At 46.9% G+C, this 20,179-nt stretch carries 20 protein-coding genes; 8 read left to right on the forward strand and 12 right to left on the reverse strand.

Annotated features, from left to right (window positions below; all coding sequences use genetic code 11):
- The first annotated feature begins 15 nt into the window (after window positions 1-15).
- Window positions 16-765: a 1-(5-phosphoribosyl)-5-[(5-phosphoribosylamino)methylideneamino]imidazole-4-carboxamide isomerase gene (gene hisA / locus ABXT59_RS00865; RefSeq protein ID WP_443637073.1), complete on the forward strand. Its 750-nt coding sequence runs from the start codon at window positions 16-18 to the stop codon at window positions 763-765.
- Between the two features lie 26 nt (window positions 766-791).
- Window positions 792-1,565: an imidazole glycerol phosphate synthase subunit HisF gene (gene hisF / locus ABXT59_RS00870; RefSeq protein WP_443637074.1), complete on the forward strand. Its 774-nt coding sequence runs from the start codon at window positions 792-794 to the stop codon at window positions 1,563-1,565.
- Here the strand turns inward: hisF and ABXT59_RS00875 are convergent.
- The 4 genes from ABXT59_RS00875 to gpmI all read right to left on the reverse strand — a co-directional run bounded on the left by ABXT59_RS00875 (window position 1,539) and on the right by gpmI (window position 6,223).
- Window positions 1,539-2,273 (reverse strand): divergent polysaccharide deacetylase family protein, encoded by a 735-nt coding sequence (locus ABXT59_RS00875; protein WP_443637075.1) that lies wholly within the window; start codon window positions 2,271-2,273, stop codon window positions 1,539-1,541. The genes hisF and ABXT59_RS00875 overlap by 27 nt on opposite strands.
- 76 nt (window positions 2,274-2,349) lie before the next feature.
- Window positions 2,350-3,528, reverse strand: coding sequence for a S41 family peptidase (locus ABXT59_RS00880; protein WP_443637076.1), 1,179 nt, complete (start codon window positions 3,526-3,528; stop codon window positions 2,350-2,352).
- Window positions 3,529-3,537: 9 nt separating this feature from the next.
- On the reverse strand, window positions 3,538-4,623 hold the full coding sequence (locus ABXT59_RS00885; RefSeq protein ID WP_443637077.1) for a murein hydrolase activator EnvC family protein: 1,086 nt from the start codon (window positions 4,621-4,623) through the stop codon (window positions 3,538-3,540).
- Between the two features lie 55 nt (window positions 4,624-4,678).
- A complete protein-coding gene (gene gpmI, locus ABXT59_RS00890; RefSeq protein ID WP_443637078.1) occupies window positions 4,679-6,223 on the reverse strand; it encodes a 2,3-bisphosphoglycerate-independent phosphoglycerate mutase in 1,545 nt (514 codons plus the stop codon).
- A 137-nt stretch (window positions 6,224-6,360) separates the two neighbouring features.
- Between gpmI and ABXT59_RS00895 the strand changes: the two genes are divergently transcribed.
- From ABXT59_RS00895 to secB, 3 genes are read left to right on the forward strand one after another with little or no spacing between them, the layout of a single operon-like run.
- Window positions 6,361-6,777: a rhodanese-like domain-containing protein gene (locus tag ABXT59_RS00895; protein ID WP_443637080.1), complete on the forward strand. Its 417-nt coding sequence runs from the start codon at window positions 6,361-6,363 to the stop codon at window positions 6,775-6,777.
- Window positions 6,778-6,800: 23 nt separating this feature from the next.
- Window positions 6,801-7,061 (forward strand): glutaredoxin 3, encoded by a 261-nt coding sequence (gene grxC / locus ABXT59_RS00900; protein ID WP_443637081.1) that lies wholly within the window; start codon window positions 6,801-6,803, stop codon window positions 7,059-7,061.
- Between the two features lie 41 nt (window positions 7,062-7,102).
- Window positions 7,103-7,639: a protein-export chaperone SecB gene (gene secB, locus ABXT59_RS00905; protein WP_443637082.1), complete on the forward strand. Its 537-nt coding sequence runs from the start codon at window positions 7,103-7,105 to the stop codon at window positions 7,637-7,639.
- A gap of 162 nt (window positions 7,640-7,801) precedes the next feature.
- Here the strand turns inward: secB and trmL are convergent, their stop codons facing one another.
- The 4 genes from trmL to glnA form a co-directional block, all read right to left on the reverse strand.
- On the reverse strand, window positions 7,802-8,263 hold the full coding sequence (gene trmL / locus ABXT59_RS00910; RefSeq protein WP_443637083.1) for a tRNA (uridine(34)/cytosine(34)/5-carboxymethylaminomethyluridine(34)-2'-O)-methyltransferase TrmL: 462 nt from the start codon (window positions 8,261-8,263) through the stop codon (window positions 7,802-7,804).
- A gap of 172 nt (window positions 8,264-8,435) precedes the next feature.
- On the reverse strand, window positions 8,436-9,827 hold the full coding sequence (ntrC, locus tag ABXT59_RS00915) for a nitrogen regulation protein NR(I) (protein ID WP_443637084.1): 1,392 nt from the start codon (window positions 9,825-9,827) through the stop codon (window positions 8,436-8,438).
- Complete coding sequence (glnL, locus tag ABXT59_RS00920) at window positions 9,824-10,897, reverse strand: nitrogen regulation protein NR(II) (RefSeq protein WP_443637086.1); 1,074 nt, start codon at window positions 10,895-10,897, stop codon at window positions 9,824-9,826. The genes ntrC and glnL overlap by 4 nt, the downstream gene beginning before the upstream one ends.
- Window positions 10,898-10,995: 98 nt before the next feature.
- Complete coding sequence (glnA, locus tag ABXT59_RS00925; RefSeq protein ID WP_443637087.1) at window positions 10,996-12,402, reverse strand: glutamate--ammonia ligase; 1,407 nt, start codon at window positions 12,400-12,402, stop codon at window positions 10,996-10,998.
- Between the two features lie 438 nt (window positions 12,403-12,840).
- On the opposite strand from glnA, the gene typA reads away from it, so the two are divergent.
- The 3 genes from typA to ABXT59_RS00940 all read left to right on the forward strand — a co-directional run bounded on the left by typA (window position 12,841) and on the right by ABXT59_RS00940 (window position 15,732).
- On the forward strand, window positions 12,841-14,649 hold the full coding sequence (typA, locus tag ABXT59_RS00930) for a translational GTPase TypA (protein WP_443637089.1): 1,809 nt from the start codon (window positions 12,841-12,843) through the stop codon (window positions 14,647-14,649).
- 121 nt (window positions 14,650-14,770) lie between these two features.
- Window positions 14,771-15,133, forward strand: a complete 363-nt coding sequence (locus ABXT59_RS00935) for a hypothetical protein (protein WP_443637090.1) — start codon at window positions 14,771-14,773, stop codon at window positions 15,131-15,133.
- A 323-nt stretch (window positions 15,134-15,456) separates the two neighbouring features.
- Window positions 15,457-15,732, forward strand: a complete 276-nt coding sequence (locus ABXT59_RS00940; RefSeq protein WP_443637092.1) for a polyhydroxyalkanoic acid system family protein — start codon at window positions 15,457-15,459, stop codon at window positions 15,730-15,732.
- Window positions 15,733-15,779: 47 nt separating this feature from the next.
- Here ABXT59_RS00940 and hslU read toward each other — a convergent pair whose 3' ends face one another.
- From hslU to argS, 4 genes are all read right to left on the reverse strand, one after another.
- On the reverse strand, window positions 15,780-17,105 hold the full coding sequence (gene hslU / locus ABXT59_RS00945; protein WP_443637093.1) for an ATP-dependent protease ATPase subunit HslU: 1,326 nt from the start codon (window positions 17,103-17,105) through the stop codon (window positions 15,780-15,782).
- A gap of 9 nt (window positions 17,106-17,114) precedes the next feature.
- Window positions 17,115-17,657, reverse strand: a complete 543-nt coding sequence (gene hslV / locus ABXT59_RS00950; RefSeq protein ID WP_443637094.1) for an ATP-dependent protease subunit HslV — start codon at window positions 17,655-17,657, stop codon at window positions 17,115-17,117.
- Between the two features lie 107 nt (window positions 17,658-17,764).
- A complete protein-coding gene (locus tag ABXT59_RS00955; RefSeq protein ID WP_443637095.1) occupies window positions 17,765-18,358 on the reverse strand; it encodes an SPOR domain-containing protein in 594 nt (197 codons plus the stop codon).
- 2 nt (window positions 18,359-18,360) lie between these two features.
- Window positions 18,361-20,118 (reverse strand): arginine--tRNA ligase, encoded by a 1,758-nt coding sequence (gene argS, locus ABXT59_RS00960; protein WP_443637097.1) that lies wholly within the window; start codon window positions 20,116-20,118, stop codon window positions 18,361-18,363.
- Between the last annotated feature and the right edge of the window lie 61 nt (window positions 20,119-20,179).

Genomic DNA, 20,179 nt, shown 5'->3' on the forward strand with positions numbered 1-20,179 from the left:
TGCCGTAAATAGTCTATGTCTCAAAGCCCTTTATTAATGATTCCAGCCATCGATCTAAAAGATGGTGAATGTGTGCGTTTGCGCCAAGGCCGCATGGAAGAGTCCACCGTTTTTTCAGCAGACCCGGTTGCTGTTGCCAACCAGTGGGTAGATGCTGGCTGCAGAAGGTTGCATCTGGTTGATTTGAATGGTGCCTTTGCTGGCAACCCAGTCAATGGTGACATTGTGAAGGCCGTTGCGCTGGCCCACCCTAAGCTACCTATTCAAATTGGTGGCGGTATTCGTGATGTAAATATTATTGAAGCCTACCTACAGGCGGGTGTTGCCTATGTCATTATTGGTACTCAAGCAGTGCGTGATCCAGATTTTGTGACTCAAGTCTGCCGTGATTTTCCTGGCCGCATTATTGTGGGTTTGGACGCTAGCGATGGCATGGTGGCAGTCGAGGGCTGGGCTGAAGTGACTGATGTTAAAGCGGTCGATCTAGCCAAACGTTTTCGTAACGATGGGGTAAGCTCTATTGTTTATACAGACATTGCCCGTGATGGCATGATGCAGGGTGTTAATGTGGCGGCCACGTGCCAGTTGGCCAGAGAAGCAGGTATTCCAGTCATTGCTTCAGGTGGAGTGACCAATATGGACGATGTGCACGCTTTGGCGGCAGTTGCTGGCGACGGTATTGTGGGTGCTATTACCGGCCGAGCCATCTATGAAGGCACGTTAGATCTGGCAGCAGCGCAAGCCTATTGTGACGCTCAAGCCTAACCCATGCTAATGATAAGGAAACTCCCATGGGCTTAGCCAAACGCATTATTCCCTGTTTAGATGTCAACAATGGGCGCGTGGTTAAAGGGGTACAGTTTGTTGATATTAGAGATGCTGGAGATCCTGTGGAAGTGGCTAAACGCTACAACGAACAGGGCGCCGATGAGATTACTTTTCTAGACATTGGTGCAACTCATGAAAACCGTGACACTATGGTACATACGGTAGAAAAGATGGCCAGTGAAGTGTTTATTCCCCTCACTGTGGGCGGTGGTATTCGGACCTGTGAAGATATTCGCCGCATGCTTAATGCGGGTGCTGACAAAGTAGGCATTAATTCTGCTGCTGTGTTTAATCCAGATTTTGTGCAGCAAGCGGCGGATCGTTTTGGTGCCCAATGCATTGTCGTGGCCATCGATGCAAAACAAGTTAGTGGGCCGGGTGAAACCCTACGTTGGGAAATATTTACCCATGGCGGACGCAAGCCTACGGGTATTGATGCCGTTGAGTGGGCCATAAAAATGGTGGCTTATGGTGCGGGGGAAATATTACTCACTAGCATGGACCAAGATGGGGTTAAAAATGGATATGATCTGGGTGTCACGCGCACCATCAGTGAAGCGGTGTCTGTGCCAGTGATTGCATCGGGTGGTGTAGGCCACTTGGACCACTTAGTTGATGGTGTAATTGAAGGCAAAGCGGATGCAGTATTGGCTGCTAGTATCTTTCACTTTAATGAATACACCATCCCTCAAGCCAAACAATACATGGCCTCAAAGGGTATTGAGATGCGCCTTTAGGTCCAGTTGCCAGATTAGTGCAGAGGCCGAGGTCAGCTTGATGCCTGTTTGATCAAGGCGTTTTAGTGCGCTGCTTAAAAACTCTACCGTAGCTGGGTAAGGGTGACCAATAAGCACCACAGAGCCATGTTTTTGAGCAATGTCTATGGCTTGCTGAAATTGGCTTTCGAGGGCCTCTTGACTGGTATCGTTATCCAAAAACACATCTCTTGTAAGTGCAGGAATAGCTTGAGCCACAGCCTGCTGCCAAGCCACACTGGATGAACTGGTGCGGCTATCTACAAAAAATAAATCAAACTCAGCTGCAATATCCATCGTCCACTGCATGGGTAGCATCTGCTCAGTTAAAGCGCTACCCATATGGTTATTGATGCCTTCTGCTTGGGGCACGCTGGCTAAGCCTTTGCGTAATACTTTTTTGAACTCTTTTTCATCCATATCTAGGGTCAGTCCGCCAGGACCTAGCCGCAGACCTGCGTGGTTTTGCATGGGGACATGAAGAATGATTTGTTTATCTACAGCGGCACCTTTGCGAGCCAATGACGCGCCATGAGGGGTATGGGGCATGACGGCCATAGTAATGGGGCCAGGCAGATTGACCACACTAAGACCGTTAGCCAAGTTATAACCTAGGTCGTCTATAATGATGACCATAGATGGCTGAAACTCATCTGCTTTAACTAAATACGAGCTCCCTATCAGGGGCATTAGCAGTAACCAAACTAAACCCCATGGTGCCTTATTAATGTGTTTATAGGCCTTAATAAATCGAGCCATCATATTATTATTTAGACTTTGACAGACGCAGAATATCCAGCGCAGCAGCAAGTTGCGTATCCTCATCAGTTTCTGAATTATCAACGGTTACGTCTGGTTCAATGCCTGTGAGGTGGATGTTATGGCCATTAGGGGTGTAGTAGTAAGCCGTTGTGAGTTTAACACCTGTGCCCTGTGGCAGGGTAATAATGGATTGCACTGAGCCTTTACCAAACGTGCTATTGCCAACCAATTGGCCACGCTGATGGTCCTTTATAGCGCCTGCTACAATTTCAGATGCGGATGCGCTGCCGTTGTTAATGAGGATTGCCAATGGCCAGCCTTGGCTAGGGTCCTGAGAGTGGGCGTCAAAACGCATATTGTCTTTGATCTGGCGGGCCTTCGTAGTCACAATGTTACCAGTGCTCAAAAATGCATCGGCTACAGCGGCGGCGGCTGATATAGTGCCACCAGGATTATTTCGTAAGTCTAACAACCAGCGATTAGCTCCAGCAGTTTTAAGGCGCTGCATTTGGTCTACTAAATCTTGCCCAGTGTGGTCCTGAAAGTGGCTAATACGAAGATAGGCGACATTACTTGCCATCAATTCACTGCGCACACTCGCTGTAGTGATGATTTCACGATTTAGATTGAACTTGAGTTCTTCACCACTTCGTAAAATAGTCAGTGTCACTGGAGTGCCTGGACCACCGCTCATAAGCTGATCGATGGCGTGCACATCAAGTCCTTTAACCGCTTTACCTTGTACGTGCGTGATCCAATCTCCAGGGAGAATACCGGCACGGTGTGCGGGGCTATCGTCGATGGGGGTAATGACACGGATGTAGTTGCCTTCTGGCACTAATTCAACCCCAATACCCGTGTACTCGCCGCGGGTATCTTGTTGCAGGCTGGCCATATCGTCGGCGTCTAGGTAGCTAGAAAAACGGTCGAGTTTTAAAATCAGGCCTTCAAGGGCAAACTGCAATAATTCTTCGTCTGTCTTTGCATCTACGTGTTGCTGGCGGATGCGTTCATACACGGCTACAAAAGACTGCAACGCAGCCAATGGCACAGGCGGGTGAGGTGTTACTGCCGCTATGGCACTCGCTGGGGCTAACACACCCAGTGCCAGTGCAAGTATCAGGCTCCCCATGGTTTGTCTGCACCGTATGATGCCTCTAGGCTGGATTAGTTTAATGCGCATCACTTCACCTTATTGCAACCATTGTTTAGGATTTAACGGTTTGCCTTGTTGTCGCAAAGAAAAATACAATCCCGCTCGGGTGTTACCGCCAGATTTTCCACTACTGGCGATAAGTTGCTGGGCAGCAGCGGTATCACCTACGGACAAATACAAGGCTTGATTTTGCCCATATAAGCTTAAAAAACCGTCCCCATGATCAACAATGATAACCAATCCATAACCTTTTAACCAATCTGAAAAAACCACTTGCCCACCATGGATAGCGACCACATCAGAACCTTCTGGAGCAGCAATCAACCAGCCTTGTTGGCTTAGGGGGTAGGCACTTTGTGATACCCCAAAGCGGTTCAAGACTTTACCCTTTAGCGGCCAGGGTAATTGCCCTTTAGCATCTGCCATTGGTGAGCCTGCAACTTTAATATTGGCTTTAGCAACCGCCACTTGAATTTGTTCAAGCAGCTGTTGGGCTTGCTGTTGGTCAACTTTGGCAGTGCTTAATGTTTGTGCTTTTGAGGCCTGCTTATTGTTGAGTGTTTTAAGATTAGCCGATAGCTGGGTCTTAGCTTGTTTTAACTGCTGTTGCTGAGTTTGCAATTGCTGGGCACCTTGCTGCAATTCTAAAGTGAGGTCAGACTGTTCCTGTTGTACCAAGGCGAGGCTATTTAATGTTTGCCGATAGGCTGCCATTTGTTCGGCACTGGCTTGATTTAGATATTGGAAATAAGCCATATTTCGGGCCAGAGCTGACGGACTGTCCAAGGTCAGTAGCACATTCCCGGGGGCGTTTTGACCTTGCTGATACTGCCGCTTTAATTGAGCACTGAGTTGTTGTTCTTGTTCTGCAAGGGCATCTTGAAAGTGGCTCGATTGCTGCTGTAACTTGGCAAGGTGATTGGTACTTTTTTGGCTCGCCTGTTGATTTTTCTTGATAGCCTTACTGAGCTTGCTAATGCTCTGCTCATTAGTGCGCAGTGATTGCTGTAACTTTGAGGCTTTGTTTTGGGCTTTGTTAAGCCAAGACTGTAAGTCGCCAATATCCTTTTGCAACTGCTGCATGCGTTGCTGAGCTTTTTGCTCGTTGTTAGCAGCAAGCATTTGAGTACTTATGAGCAGCATCATGCTGCATGTGAAATAGGCGATAAGGCGCAATTTAGTTAAATTCTACCAAGTTACAGCCCGTCATTTCTTGGGGCTGTTCAAGGTTCATTAAATGCAGCATAGTGGGCGCTAAATCGGCCAGCACGCCGGCTGATAATTTAGCATTGGCACTTCGATGGCTCACATAAACCAAGGGCACTGGCCACGAGGTATGGGCTGTATGGGGTTGGCCTGTATTCGGGTTAGTCATGAGTTCCACATTACCATGGTCTGCTGTAATGAGGGCTTCGCCACCCACTTTTTCTAGCGCATGAACGATACGTAAAAGACAGGTGTCTACGGCTTCAACAGCTTTGACTGCGGCATCAAATTTGCCTGTATGTCCCACCATATCAGCATTGGCAAAGTTGCATACAATTAAATCGTAAGCCCCACTTTCAATGGCGGCAACTAATTTATCAGTTAGCTCTGGAGCACTCATTTCTGGTTGTAAATCATAAGTAGCTACATTCGGAGAAGGAATAAGCTCACGACTCTCTCCCTCATATAAAGCTTCTTGCCCGCCACTAAAGAAAAAAGTGACATGGGCATATTTTTCAGTTTCGGCAATGCGTAGTTGGGTCTTTCCATGCTGGGCCATAATTTCGCCCAAATCATTTTTTACTTGGGTCGGTGGAAAAGCGCAGGCGGTATCTATAGCAGCGCTGTATTCAGTCATCATTACAAACTCAGCAAGATCCAGGGGCTCCCCACGCTCAAAACTATCAAATTCATGGTCCACAAATGCGCGCGTGATTTGGCGTGAGCGGTCGGGTCTAAAGTTAACACAGATCATGGTGTCACCGTCTTCAACCTTTGCAGACTGGCCCTGTGCATCCAAAATCACAGTGGCAGGCACAAACTCATCTGTCGCATTATTTAAATAGGCTTCTTGTAAGGCGCTGAGGGCAGATAAGCACTCATACTCTGCTTCACCGTAGCGCATTGCTCGGTAGGCACTTTCAACGCGCTCCCAGCGTTGGTCACGGTCCATCGCAAAGTAACGGCCGCAGAGGCTGCCAATGCGGCCATTAATCGGCTCTAGGGCATCCATTAAAGCTTGTATATAAACTTGGGCTGAGCTTGGCGCCGTATCTCTGCCATCTAACCATGCGTGCACTACGATTTTTGTAGCTCCACGCTGGTGGGCTAAGCGACAGGTGGCAAACAAATGGTCTTGATGGCTGTGCACCCCGCCATCTGATAACAAACCACAAACATGAACGGTGCCTTCATTAGCAACGGCTTTATCAATGGCTGACAAAAGCACAGGGTTGGTCTGGAAGTCTCCATCCACTATGGCTTTGCCAATACGAGTGTAATTTTGGTACACCACTCGGCCCGCACCAATGTTCATGTGACCCACTTCGGAGTTACCCATCTGGCCATCTGGTAGGCCCACATCGGCTCCAGAAGTGCCTACTAAAGTATGACAATGATTGGCTAACAGACCGTCCCAAGTGGGTGTATTTGCGGCTGCAATGGCATTAGAAGTCGACGTTTGGCTTTGACCCCATCCATCCAGAATGATGAGGGCTTTAGGACTAGAAGTGGTCATGGTGTCTGTTATTGGCAAATGGCAAGATATTTTAGCAGTCTACCTCCAATTTATCCATGCTATGGCGTATAATGCCGCCGGACTTGTCGTCCTTATGGCGACCCAGAACCTATTAATTGTTGGGAATAATAAAGCTTATGGAACGTTACCTCGAATTTGCAATCAATCACTGGGAAATGGTCGTGGCCTTGGTGCTGACATTATTGGTGTTATTGATCACAGAACGCCGCAAAGCTGCTCCCTCAGTGTCGCCACAACAAGCCACTGTGATGGCAAATGGTGAAGATGCCTTATTACTTGATATTCGTGCGCCGGCAGACTTTAAGGCAGGGCGAGTTATTGGTGCCAAGAATATTCCTTTTGCAGACTTAACAAAACGGATGTCTGAACTTGAAAAACACAAAGATAAACCCATTGTTATAATTTGTAAGACAGGCCAAACTGCCTCGAGTGCAGCAAATATGTTGAAAAAAGCTGATTATACCAACGTGCATCGGATGTCTGGTGGTATGGCCGAGTGGACTGGGCAGAACTTGCCTTTGGTGCGCAAATAAAACTCTAACACTGGGGCACATTTATGACAGCACAAGTTACAATTTATAGTTCGAATCGTTGCGGATATTGCTTTCGTGCCAAACGCTTGCTCGACAGCAAAGGCCTTAGCTATGAAGAAATTAGTGTTGATGGGCGCCAAGATGTGCGTCAACAAATGATGCAGCTGACGGGTAACCGCACGGTGCCGCAAATTATGGTTAATGGCAATGCCATCGGTGGTTGTGATGAATTATATCTTTTGGATCGTCAGCAAAAACTTGACCCGTTACTAGCCACTTCGTAATTGAAGCCCTCCAATAAAACCTAGACGAATGAGAATTAAGCATGAGTGAAGAAGAAAACGTTGCCGCGGCTGCAGAGACCACCGAACAGCCACAAATTATGATCCAGCGAGTGTACTTGAAAGATCTATCTTTTGAATCCCCTAACTCACCGCAGTCATTCACAAGCGATTGGAAGCCTGAGGTTGGTGTGGATTTAAATAGCCAGGCGCGCCAGCTTAATGAAACTACGTTTGAGGTGGTTTTACGCATAACGATTACCGCTTCAGCAGAAAAAAAGACGGTTTACCTAACGGAAGTGCAGCAGGCGGGTTTGTTCCACATTGCCAATGTGCCTAAAGAATCTATGGGTCAAGTTTTGGGTGCTTTTTGCCCAAACATCCTATTTCCCTACGCGCGTGAAGCCATTGATAATCTAGTGCAAAGAGGTAGCTTCCCAGCCTTAATGTTGGCCCCAGTCAACTTTGATGCTTTGTATGCACAGAGTCTGGCGCAGCAAGCGTCGCAAGCTGAAACAGGTGCGGCTGAAACTGAAACTGAAAATGATGCGACTCCAGATGCTGGTGAATCAACTCACTAACGCGAGTGGGTGAGGGTGCCTGTTAGCAGCGTTACTTGAGGGCGTTGCTGCGCAAATTAGTGGGATAGGGGCTGCATAAACTAGAGGCACAGTGCCTGCTCAATTTGGTAGGATAAATGCCTTGGGGTCCTATCCTAAGAAAACCAAAGTTGTCTACTGTGTTTAAAGATTGGCGCCCTCGTAATTGAGCTGTCTCCATGCTTCATATACGGTAATGGCTGCGCAGTTAGATAAGTTCAAGCTGCGGCTTTCTGACGTCATGGGAAGGCGAATCCTGGCGTCACATTGGGCTCTAATTTCTTCAGGAAGCCCGCGACTTTCGGGTCCGAACAAAAGCGCGTCATGTTTTTCAAACCTAGCTTTGCTGAAGCAATCGCTGCCTTTTGTGGTCATAGCATAAATCGTTTTAGGCTTCACATTAGCGAGGAATTCCGCATAATTTTTGTGCACCTGCAAGCGTGCCCATTCGTGATAATCCAACCCAGCTCGTCTTAACGATTTATCTTCAAGCTTAAATCCAAGGGGCTCGATTAAATGTAATTGAAACCCAGTATTAGCACACAGCCGAATAATATTGCCCGTATTGGGTGGGATTTCTGGTTCAAAAAGTACAACGTGTAACATGGTGTATTATTTCCATACCAATACTTCTAGGTTCAAAATAGGTTCAACATAAGTTCAACATAGCTTGATTATAGGACAAAAATAAAGCCAATGAATTGGGAGTTCAAACCCATTGGGTGTTTTTCGTAACCACTAAAATATAGCTTAAGCATGTCATACATACCCAACCCATCTATAAACCCAACTCGCTAATTTTTCGGGTCAGGGTGTTGCGTCCCCAGCCTAGCAGTTCTGCTGCTTCTCGTCGGCGGCCATGGGTATGTTTAAGGGCGGCTTTTATCATCACTTTTTCAAACGCCGGCAAAGCTTTATCAAGCAGTTGTTGTTGCCCGAATTGCAGTTCTTTTTTTGCCCAAGTTGATAACACTTCTTGCCAGCTTTCTTCTAAGCTAGCAGTGGGCGTTTGCTCTTTAAGCTCGGGGGGTAAATCGTTGACTAATATCTGGTTACCACTGCCCATAACACTCAACCAGCGGCACACATTTTCCAATTGGCGCACATTGCCTGGCCAATCTAATTTCTGTAAGTGCGCCGCAGCTTCGCTGGACAATTGTTTTGTTTCTACCGCCAGTTCTTTGGCACTGGTCAGTAAAAAGTGCCTTGCCAGTGCAGGAATATCTTCGCTGCGTTGGTTGAGGTTAGGTAAAGGTATACGAATCACATTAAGGCGATGAAATAGGTCTTCTCGAAATAACCCTTGTTCAACCCGTTGGGTTAAATCTTGGTGCGTTGCGGCGATAATTCGTACATCTACTTTGACTAAGTTATGGCCACCAACTCGATAGAACTCGCCATCGGCCAACACTCTTAATAGTCGAGTCTGGGCTTCAGCTGGCATATCACCAATCTCATCCAACATTAATGTGCCGCCGTGAGCTTGTTCGAAGTGGCCTTTGCGCTGATTGGCGGCGCCCGTAAAGGCTCCCTTTTCGTGACCAAAGAGTTCTGATTCAATCAGATCTTTTTGAATAGCAGCCATATTTAGAGGGATAAAAGGCTGATTGGCTCTTGGGCTATGCTGATGCAGGGCCTGAGCGATGAGTTCCTTACCCGTGCCGGAGGCGCCATTAATCATCACTGTCATATTAGATTGAGACAGTCGACCAATGGCCCTAAATACCTCCTGCATGGCAGGTGCTTCACCAATAATTTGAGCGCTTGCTGGGGCGGGTTCTGGTGCTTTAGCGCCTGCTTGTTGCTGGGCATGCTGCAAACCTCGCTGGACTAAAGCGACTGCCTCATCAACATCGAAGGGTTTTGGCAAATAATCAAAAGCACCACCTTGATAGGATGCTACAGCGCTATCTAAATCAGAATGTGCAGTCATAATAATGACTGGCACATGAGCGATTTGATGTTGTAATCGCTGTAATAAACTTAGGCCATCAATACCAGGCATACGAATATCACTGACAATGAGTTTGGGCGTATCTGCTTCAAGGGCCGCCAATAATTGCTGGCCGTCTTCAAAACTGCGACTACTAATTTGCGCTTGTTGTAAGGCACGTTCTAGCACCCAGCGTATCGCGTGGTCGTCGTCTACTAACCATACATCTTGGCTCATGGGAGTTTCTCCATGGGTAGGTAAATGTTAAAACAAGTTTGGCCGCTTTGACTATCGCATTCGATGAGACCTTGGTGCTGTTGTATGAGGCTTTGGGCAATACTTAAACCCAACCCTGAGCCCTGTGCACGATGTGTCACCAATGGAAAAAATATGTCTTCTATATGGTTGGCACTAATGCCTGGACCGTTGTCAGTTATGCTGATGCAGCATGCTAGGCGGTGACAAATGTTGCCAATAGTGAAATGCCTAACAATGCGGGTTTTTAAACAAATGTGGCCATTGGGGGTCTGATGTTCTACCAATGCTTGTAATGCATTGCGGCCCACGTTGAGAAACACTTGAGTCATTTGATTAGCGTCGATGAGCAACTCGGGTAAGCTGGGATCATAGTCACGTATTAGTTGCACCTGACCACTGGCTTCAGCACGCAGGAGCTGGTCTATTTTATCAAGTATCTGATGAATGTTGCAGATCTGTTTTTGAGTTTGGCGCTGAGGGCCAATTAAACGGTCTACAAGGTCTCTGAGGCGATCAGCCTCAGAAATAATGATGTCAGTAAATTCATGCAGAGAAGGGTCCAGCTCTCTTTGCAATAATTGGGCTGCACCACGAATACCACCAAGTGGATTTTTGATTTCGTGAGCAAGGTTACGCACTAGGTTAGAAGACGCTTGTTGTTGTGTGGTCATGCGCGCTTCTTGGGTTAGGCGCTTGACGCGCTCTAAAGGCTGTATTTCTAAGGCTAAGCTACCTTCATCATCTATAGCGGTCACACTCAAGTCGACCCACAGTCGGTGGCCATTGGCTTGTTGAATTTGGGTATCGCGGCTAGTAAATGATTGCTGCTGCTTGGAGCTGTCTTGCAATTGCTGCTTTAGCAGAGCGTCCAAATTTAACAGATTGCTTATGGGTTCCAGCTGCATTTGGTGTTGACTGACCCGAAATAAATTTTCGGCAGCTAAATTTAATGCCACAATTTCCATCTTTGTGTTGATTAACACGATGGCGGTCGTTAAATGGTTAACTAACCCAGCTAGAGCTTGGTTGGCTTGTAGTAAATTAGTCATCGCACTCCGTGTAAAAAGGGTTAGTCAAATTATAACGCACCAATTTAGTGCGTCAGGGAAGCTTAAAAAGCCCTCCAAGGAGGGCTTTGGTAAGGCTTTTAGCAAGAGTAGTAAAGGCCAAACTCAACGGGGTGAGTCACGCTGTTAACTGCTTCTACTTCGCCGTTTTTAAGCTCGATGTATGCATCGATCATTTCGTCAGTAAACACACCGCCTCGAGTCAAGAACTCTCGATCTGCTTCAAGTGCGCTCAAAGCTTCTTCTAAGCTTCGTGCCACTGTTGGGATAGCAGCCGCTTCTTCTGCAGGTAGGTCATATAGATCCTTATCGGCTGCATCGCCAGGGTGGATCTTGTTTTGAATGCCATCCAGGCCTGCCATCAAAAGCGCTGCAAAGCACAAATATGGGTTAGCTGTTGGATCAGGGAAGCGTACTTCTACTCTGCGTCCACGGGGATTGCTTACGTATGGAATACGGATAGAAGCAGAGCGATTACGAGCCGAATAGGCCAGCATTACTGGGGCTTCAAATCCTGGCACTAGGCGTTTGTAGGCATTTGTTGAAGCGTTAGTAAAGGCGTTAAGCGCCCTCGCATGCTTAATAATACCGCCAATGTAATAAAGGGCTGTGTCAGATAGACCACCGTAGCCGTCACCAGCAAAAAGGTTAACGCCATCTTTAGCGATTGACTGGTGCACATGCATGCCAGAACCGTTATCTCCAACAATCGGCTTAGGCATAAATGTGGCCGTCTTGCCATAGGCGTGAGCGACGTTGTGCACACAGTACTTCAGAATCTGTACTTCATCTGCCTTGCGAATTAAGGTGCTGAACTTAGTACCAATTTCGTTTTGGTTAGCAGTGGCTACTTCGTGGTGATGAACCTCTATCTCAACCCCCATAGATTCCATGGCATCGCACATGGCACCACGCATGTCATGGGAAGAGTCGACTGGTGGCACTGGAAAATATCCGCCTTTAACACCTGGACGATGGCCTGTGTTACCACCTTCGATGGTAGCATTAGACTGCCAAGCGGCTTCTTCTGAGTTGATTTCGTACATGGAGCCTTGCATATCGGATTTCCATTTCACGTCATCAAACACAAAAAACTCGGGCTCGGGGCCGAAGTAAGCCGTGTCACCAATGCCTGTCGACTTAAGATATTCTTCAGCGCGTGCAGCCACTGAGCGTGGGTCGCGGTCGTAGCCTTGCATGGTGGCTGGTTCAATAACGTCGCAACGTACATTAACTGTTGTGCTTTCTGTGAATGGGTCTAACACCGCCGTGCTGTCGTCGGGCATGATGATCATGTCTGAATCGTTAATGCCTTTCCAACCCGCAATAGAGGATCCATCGAACATTTGGCCTTCAGCGAAAAAGTCTTCATCAACTGTACTTGCAGGTATAGTAACGTGCTGCTCTTTGCCTTTGGTATCGGTAAAGCGTAGGTCGACCCAGCGCGCTTCGCTGTCTTGGATCATTTTAAGGGTGTTTGCAGACATGTAGTCTCTCCAATCAAGACTGGCTTAAAGGCCAGTGGGTTACGTATATAATTTCTAGCGCTTTGGCTATCATTCCTGATAACTCTTAAGCAACGGCCGTGCCAACTTTACATTAATAGTTAAAAGCGACTCTCTATGGCGGTTTTGGTCACATTCTGATGCCTTTTTAATCAGCTAACGCCCTATTGAAGGGCGAACAATCGTAAACTAAGTCAATCTATTACAATTATGCACTAAAATAGGTCGCTATTGAATACCTTTCGCACCAAATAAGTGCAAAATAGTAGGCCTGTATAAATGTTTCTTTCGTTCCGTTTAAGGTGCTGTGTTATGAGTGTATTTTTGCTATAATTCGCGCTGCATTTTTTTGGCGCTACATTGAAGTAGCGCCCATACGTATTGTGGCCATGTTCAGTTGCGGCCGTTTGGAGTAGTGAGATGATCGAAAAGTTAAGAAATGTGGCGATTGTAGCCCACGTAGACCATGGTAAAACCACCTTGGTAGACAAGTTGCTAGAACAATCGGGCACACTCGATCGGCGTGACCAAGGTTCAGAGCGCATCATGGACTCTAACGACCAAGAAAAAGAGCGCGGTATCACTATTCTGGCAAAAAACACGGCTGTGAGCTGGAACGGCTACCATATCAATATTGTAGACACGCCAGGACACGCCGACTTTGGTGGTGAGGTAGAACGAGTTCTATCCATGGTGGATTGTGTATTGTTGTTAGTTGATGCCGTAGATGGCCCAATGCCACAAACACGTTTTGTAACTCAAAAGGCGTTTCAGCAAGGCCTGAGCCCCATTGTAGTGATTAACAAGATTGACCGTCCAGGATCAAGGCCTGATTGGGTTATGGATCAAGTTTTTGATCTATTTGATTCATTAGGTGCGACAGATGAGCAGTTAGATTTTCCTGTCATGTACACGTCGGCCATTAATGGCATTGCAGGTCCATCGCCAGATAACATGTCAGAAAACATGGATCCGCTGTTTGAAGCCTTGGTCGAGTATGTTAAAGCTCCAGATGTTGATCTTGAGGGACCCTTGCAGATGCAAATCTCTGCCTTAGATTATTCGAGCTATGTTGGGGTTATTGGTGTAGGCCGTATTAAGCGTGGCAGCATGAAAGTGGGCCAACAGGTTAAGGTTGTGAGTTCAGATGGCAAGCAGCGTGCCGCTAAGCTACAAAATGTCATGAGCTACATGGGCCTTGATCGCATTGATGTACCCACAGCGAAGGCGGGTGATATTGTGTGTGTCACGGGTATTGATGGCTTAAACATTTCTGACACCATATGTCATCCAGACCACGTTGAAGCGTTGCCTGCCCTAAGCATTGATGAGCCGACAGTGTCCATGACCTTTCAGGTCAATGATTCACCATTTGCTGGCTTAGACGGTAAGTTTGTAACCAGTCGTAATATTCGAGACCGCTTAGATCGTGAGCTGATACATAACGTGGCCTTGCGAGTTGAACAAGGTGACACACCTGACCGCTTTGTGGTTTCAGGACGGGGTGAGTTGCACCTTTCTGTGCTGATTGAAAGCATGCGTCGCGAAGGTTTTGAAGTGGGTGTGGGTCGTCCTCAGGTGATCGAGAAAGAAGTTGATGGCGTAATGATGGAGCCATACGAAGCCGTACTAATCGACTGTGAAGACCAACATCAGGGTTCTTTGATGGAAGAAATGGGCCGCCGTAAGGCTGACATGACTAACATGGAGCCAGATGGCAAAGGTCGTACCCGACTAGAATTTATTATCCCTTCTCGAGGTTTAATTGGCTTTCGTGGCCAATTCTTAACTTTAACCTCTGGTAGTGGTGTCATGACGTCTGTGTTTGATCACTACGGTGAAGTAAAGCAGGGTGCCTTGGCTGAGCGTCAAAATGGTGTTTTAGTTTCCATGGTAAAAGGTAAAATCTTAGCCTTCGCTTTGTTTAACCTGCAAACTCGGGGCCGTTTGATGGTTGAACCTAACATTGATGTATACGAAGGGATGCTGATCGGCGTGCACAGTCGTGGTAATGATTTGGCTGTTAACCCTACCAAGGGTAAGCAACTGACCAACATCCGTGCGGCAGGAACAGATGAAAACATTGTGCTGAGTCCACCAATCCGTTTCTCGTTGGAGCAAGCGCTTGAGTTTATTGAAGACGATGAGTTAGTCGAAGTGACACCTAACTTTATTCGCCTGCGTAAGCGTTTACTGACAGAAAATGCACGCAAACGCGCGCCCAAGTAAATTCAGCTAAGGTCAATAAAAAGCCAGCTTAAATGCCGGCTTTTTATTGTGCATAAATAATTAGTGGCGCTTCCAGCTTGGCTTAAGTTCTGTTAGTTTAAATCACCGCAGAGGAACTAATGTGAAACAATTTAAATTATTAATCTTAGCCAGTTTAGCTGCGGCTTGCACAAATGCGCCAACGAGTGCGGTTCCAGAGTCCAGCGTGCCAAGTTTTACTGCCGCCTACGACCAATTTAGTTGTGATCAGCTTTACTCTGAGGCCCGACGTATTACTAGCCAGATGCATGACATTGCAGATGTTAGAGATGAAGATGCAGACATGGAGCGCTTAGAATTTGTTGGAGGAGTGCTTTATTGGCCAGTTTTATTTCTGGTTGATGGCAGTAGCGACTCTAAAGCAGCTCAGGAAGAATATGACCAGCTAAAAGCGCGCTTATTAAGCTTATCTGAATGGGTAGTCACTCAAGAGTGCGCGAGTTAAAAGGGTTTATTGGGGCGATTTAGCTCGCTGTATAACTAAATTTTAGGCATAAAAAAAGCAGCTCATCGAGCTGCTTTCTGAGGCTTGGTTATTTTTATTGTTAAGCCAAAGGGTATCTTTTTTTCTTATTGCGCTTTTTATTTTTATTTGCGCTGAAGAGATATTACCAACTTCTACCGCAGTGTCTAATACTAAAAAGTTATACAGCGCTAGTAATTAGGCATAAAGAAAATAAAACACGCAAACCCCTGCGTTACTCCCTTGTTTATCAATTTACGCACGATTACCATAGAGCGCTCATATCCCTTGTTTTCGGAGCCTCCATGGCCAGCATACATGTGTCCTATCCCCACCAGCATAGCATGAAAGACGCTCGCAAAGTCACGCGCACCTTTGCCGCAAAGTTAGAAACTAAGTTAGGTGTGAAGGGCGTTTGGCAAGGTGATGTTCTAGTCGTTGAGCGCCAAGGAGTTAAAGGTTCGTTGGTGTTATCACAAGGCGTGGTGGATGTTGAACTGACCCTTGGCATGATGTTGACGCCGATGAAGGGTCAGATTGAAGCAGAAGTCAATAAACAACTAGACCGCTACTTTGGTTAGGTACACCGTCAGTTAGGAGCGCCCCCATGCCAATGATGGCCGCTAAGCTACAAAATGTAGCGACTCAAATCCTGGTCTTTGACTAGGTCTTCTAAATTATTATCAACGTATGTTTGGTTAATCACCACTTTAGCTCCGGCCGCTTGACTCGCAGTGAATGACAGGTCCTCTAGCAGTCGTTCTAAGAGGGTATGTAAACGTCGTGCACCTATGTTTTCGGTACTCTCATTAACCTCATAGGCGAGTTCTGCAATACGCTTAACGCCGTCCTTAGTAAATTCAAGATCAACCCCTTCGACACCCAAAAGAGCAATATATTGCTGCGTGAGCGAATAATTAGGTTCCGTAAGAATACGAGCAAAGTCCTCTGGACGCAGGGCGTTTAGCTCTACCCGAATGGGTAATCGGCCTTGCAACTCTGGAATAAGATCTGAAGGCTTAGCCACATGGAATGCACCTGACGTAATAAACAGGATGTGGTCAGTTTTCACCATGCCGTATTTAGTGGTGACAGTGCAGCCTTCGATGAGCGGCAACAAATCACGCTGCACACCTTCACGGGAAACGTCACCACTGCCGCCTTCTTGTTTTTTGGCAATTTTGTCAATTTCATCTAAAAACACAATGCCATTTTGCTCTACGGCGTCTAATGCACGTTGTTTCAGATCCTCTTCTTTAACCAGACCTGCAGCCTCCTCATCTTGAAGCTGTTTGAGGGCGTCCCCAATACTCATCTTTTTGGTTTGTTTCTTGTCTTTGCCCATGTTGGCAAACAAACCTTGCAGTTGATTAGTCATGTCTTCCATGCCAGGAGGTGCCATGATCTCAACACCCATGGGTGTACTAGACACTTCGATATCAATTTCTTTATCGTCTAGCGATCCTTCCCTGAGCTTCTTACGGAATACCTGACGCGTGCCAGACTCCTTCGTGTCTGCTGTTCCATCTGCACCTCTAGCAGGCGGCAGCAGCACGTCTAAAATGCGGTCTTCTGCACGGTCTGCTGCTCGGTTGGCTACTTTAGTAATCGCATCTTCACGCAGCATCTTCATTGCCGTTTCCATGAGATCACGAATAATAGATTCTACGTCACGTCCTACATAACCCACTTCGGTGAATTTAGTGGCTTCAATCTTAATAAAAGGTGCGTTAGATAATTTAGCTAAACGTCTCGCAATCTCAGTTTTGCCTACTCCCGTAGGACCAATCATCATAATGTTTTTAGGGGCAATTTCAGCGCGCATATTGGGTTCGAGCTGCATTCTGCGCCAGCGATTGCGCAGTGCAATTGCGACTGCACGTTTGGCAGCATCTTGGCCGATAATGTGGTTGTCGAGTTGGCTGACAATTTCAGCAGGGGTCAGTTGAGACATGATTCAGCCTTATTTTTTAGCTTGAGCCGTTAGGTCAATAGTTTCAATGGTCGTTTGGTGGTTAGTAAAAACACAAATATTAGCCGCTATATCGAGGCTTTTACTAACGATGTCTTGGGCCGAAAGGTCCGTGTTATCCAGCAGAGCTAGGGCAGCGGCTTGGGCAAAATTACCACCTGAACCTATAGCAATTAGCCCATGCTCTGGTTCTATGACGTCACCCGTGCCACTGATAATGAGTGAGGCTTCCTCATTGGCAACCACCAACATCGCTTCCAGCTTTCGCAATGCGCGATCACTGCGCCACTCTTTGGCTAGTTCTACCGCTGAACGCACAAGTTGGCCATGGTGCTTTTCTAACTGGCTTTCAAAACGTTCGAATAGAGTAAAGGCATCTGCAGTGCCCCCAGCAAAACCAGCAATGACCTTGTCGTGGTACAAGCGTCGAACTTTACGAGCATTACCTTTCATGACGGTATTGCCTAAAGAGACTTGACCGTCACCACCCAACACCACTTGATTGCCGCGGCGTACTGATATTATGGTAGTCATGCTTTGTTCCTACTGAGTTGTAAAGCTTAGACCACTCGTCTAAGACTGACCTGTTTAGAATGGGGTCAAGACGCTAGAATTCAAGCGCAAATGACTTCAACTCTGGACTAGTTAGTGGTTTTATTAATACGAATAGATTCAATGCCCTGCTGAGCAAGAATATCTTCAGCTTTATTAAGGGTAGACCGGTTATTGAATGGGCCGATGCGGACTCGGTACCAGACAGAACCGTTACTCGACACTGTTTTTTCGGCGACCACATTATTCATGTTAATGAGAATTAATTGAGCCCTAAGTCGATTCGCATCAGCCTGTTTGCGAAAAGATCCAGCCTGCAATATGACGTTAGTCTTCTTCTTGGGGTCTTTTGGGGTAGAGACATAGGCTTCCACTTGCTCTGGAGTGACTATACTGTCTGGTAGTAAGGTATAAAAATCAAAGCTACCTTTGGTTGCGCTCGTATCTTTGTTGGCCTGCCCTTTGTCGGTCTTTTTGGGTACTAATTTAACCCTTTCAGTAGGCTTGGTTTTTTCAGTCACAATGGCGCTGGCATTGGTGTCGTCAGGCTGTTGCGAAAGAAACCATAGGCCCACTAAAAAAGCGATGCTGACCCCTAAGGTAAAGATCATTACCCACCGTGAAACGACAGGTTTACGCTGTTGTTTCTTAGGTTTACGTCGAGCGTAATCTTGGCGAGCCATATTTACATCTGCTCTGGTGCGTCAACACCCAAAAGGCCTAAGCCGTTGTCTATGACTTGGCGGGCAGCCATGCACAGGCACATGCGAGCATTACGCAGCTGGGCATCATCAATGACCATACGATGGGCGTTATAGTAGCTGTGGAAATTACTGGCTAAATCTTTAAGGTAATGAGCCACTTGATGAGGTTCATGGTTTTTGGCCGCTTGAGCAATGACTTCAGGGTAGAGCTCAATCTGCTGCATTAGGGCTATTTCTGTCGCTTCACTCAGTAGCTCCAGCTGCTCAAGACCCATGATTGAATCCCACGCCATATCTTTATCTGCTAGTTTTCTGATCAAGGTGCAGATGCGAGCATGGGCATACTGTATGTAGTAGACCGGGTTGTCTTTACTCTCTGACTTGGCCAGTTCTAAGTCAAAATCCATATGTTGTTCAGCCTTACGGTTCACATAAAAGAAGCGAGAGGCATCTTTACCAACTTCTTCTCGCAGCTCCCGCAGGGTTACAAAAGAACCGCTTCGGGTCGACATTTGCACGCGTTCTTGGCCGCGATATAAAATAGCAAACTGAACCAGTTTAACCACTAAGCGAGTAGGATTTATACCGAGGGCTTGAAGAGCCGCCTTGACCCGAGTGATGTAACCGTGGTGATCGGCGCCCCACACGTTAATGACGGTATCCATGCCCCGCTCGAACTTGTTCAAGTGGTAGGCAATATCAGACGCAAAGTAGGTTGTTTGTCCATTGTCACGTTTAACCACGCGGTCTTTGTCGTCACCAAACTCAGTTGACCGGAACCATAAGGCCCCTCCATCTTCATACACATGGCCTTTTTCTTGTAGCTTAGTAATTGCCCGGTTGATCTGGTCGTTCTGGTCTAGGCTACGTTCCGAAAACCACTGGTCAAAGTCCACCCCAAAGCCGCGCAAGTCATGCTTAATATCATCTCGAATAGAGTTTAGGCCAGCATCAAACACTAGGTCATAATCTGCTTCACCTAATAAGCTTTTAGCGCGCACAATTAAATCATCAACGTGCTTCTCTTTATCACCTGCAGGCGCATCGGCGTGAAGGTCTGCCATGACCGCCGTGGTACTGTGCTTTAGTCGATCACCTGCTTGCTGGTGCAGTTGTTGGGCGATGTCATTAACATAATCACCTTGATAACCATTACTAGGAAAAACAACTTCTGTACCTGCTAATTGCAGATAACGAAGCCACACACTGGCGGCCAAAATGTCCATTTGGCGGCCCGCATCGTTAACGTAATATTCTCTTTCTACTTGGAAGCCAGCGGTTTCTAGCAAGTTAGAAAGGCTGGCACCATAGGCTGCACCCCGGCCATGGCCAACATGCAAAGGTCCGGTAGGATTGGCAGACACAAACTCCACTTGTACTTTATGGCCTGCACCACTGTGATTGCGGCCAAATTTTTCGGCTTCGCTGAGCACTCTACCAATCACCGCTTGAGTGGCATCTTGGCTGATAAAAAAGTTAATAAAGCCAGGACCAGCGATTTCGGTTTTAGTCACTAAGTCTGATTGAGGCAAGTGTTGGCAGATAAGTAGAGCAATGTCGTGAGGCTTACGCCGCGCCATCTTAGCCAATGTCAGGGCCACGTTACAAGCAAGGTCACCATGTTGTTTATCGCGGGTATTGTCTATTTGAACATGGGCGACAAGGTCAGAATCGAACTCTCCCGCTGTTTTAAGGGCATCGATGGCTTGGTGAATAAGGTCTGCAATGTATTGCTTCATGACGGTGTTTTGGCTTCTAAAGGGATTAAATGTGGCCTCCAAGTGAGGCCTTACAAACTGC

This window comes from Candidatus Njordibacter sp. Uisw_058 (genome assembly GCF_047730065.1).
Lineage (GTDB): Bacteria > Pseudomonadota > Gammaproteobacteria > Pseudomonadales > Balneatricaceae > Njordibacter.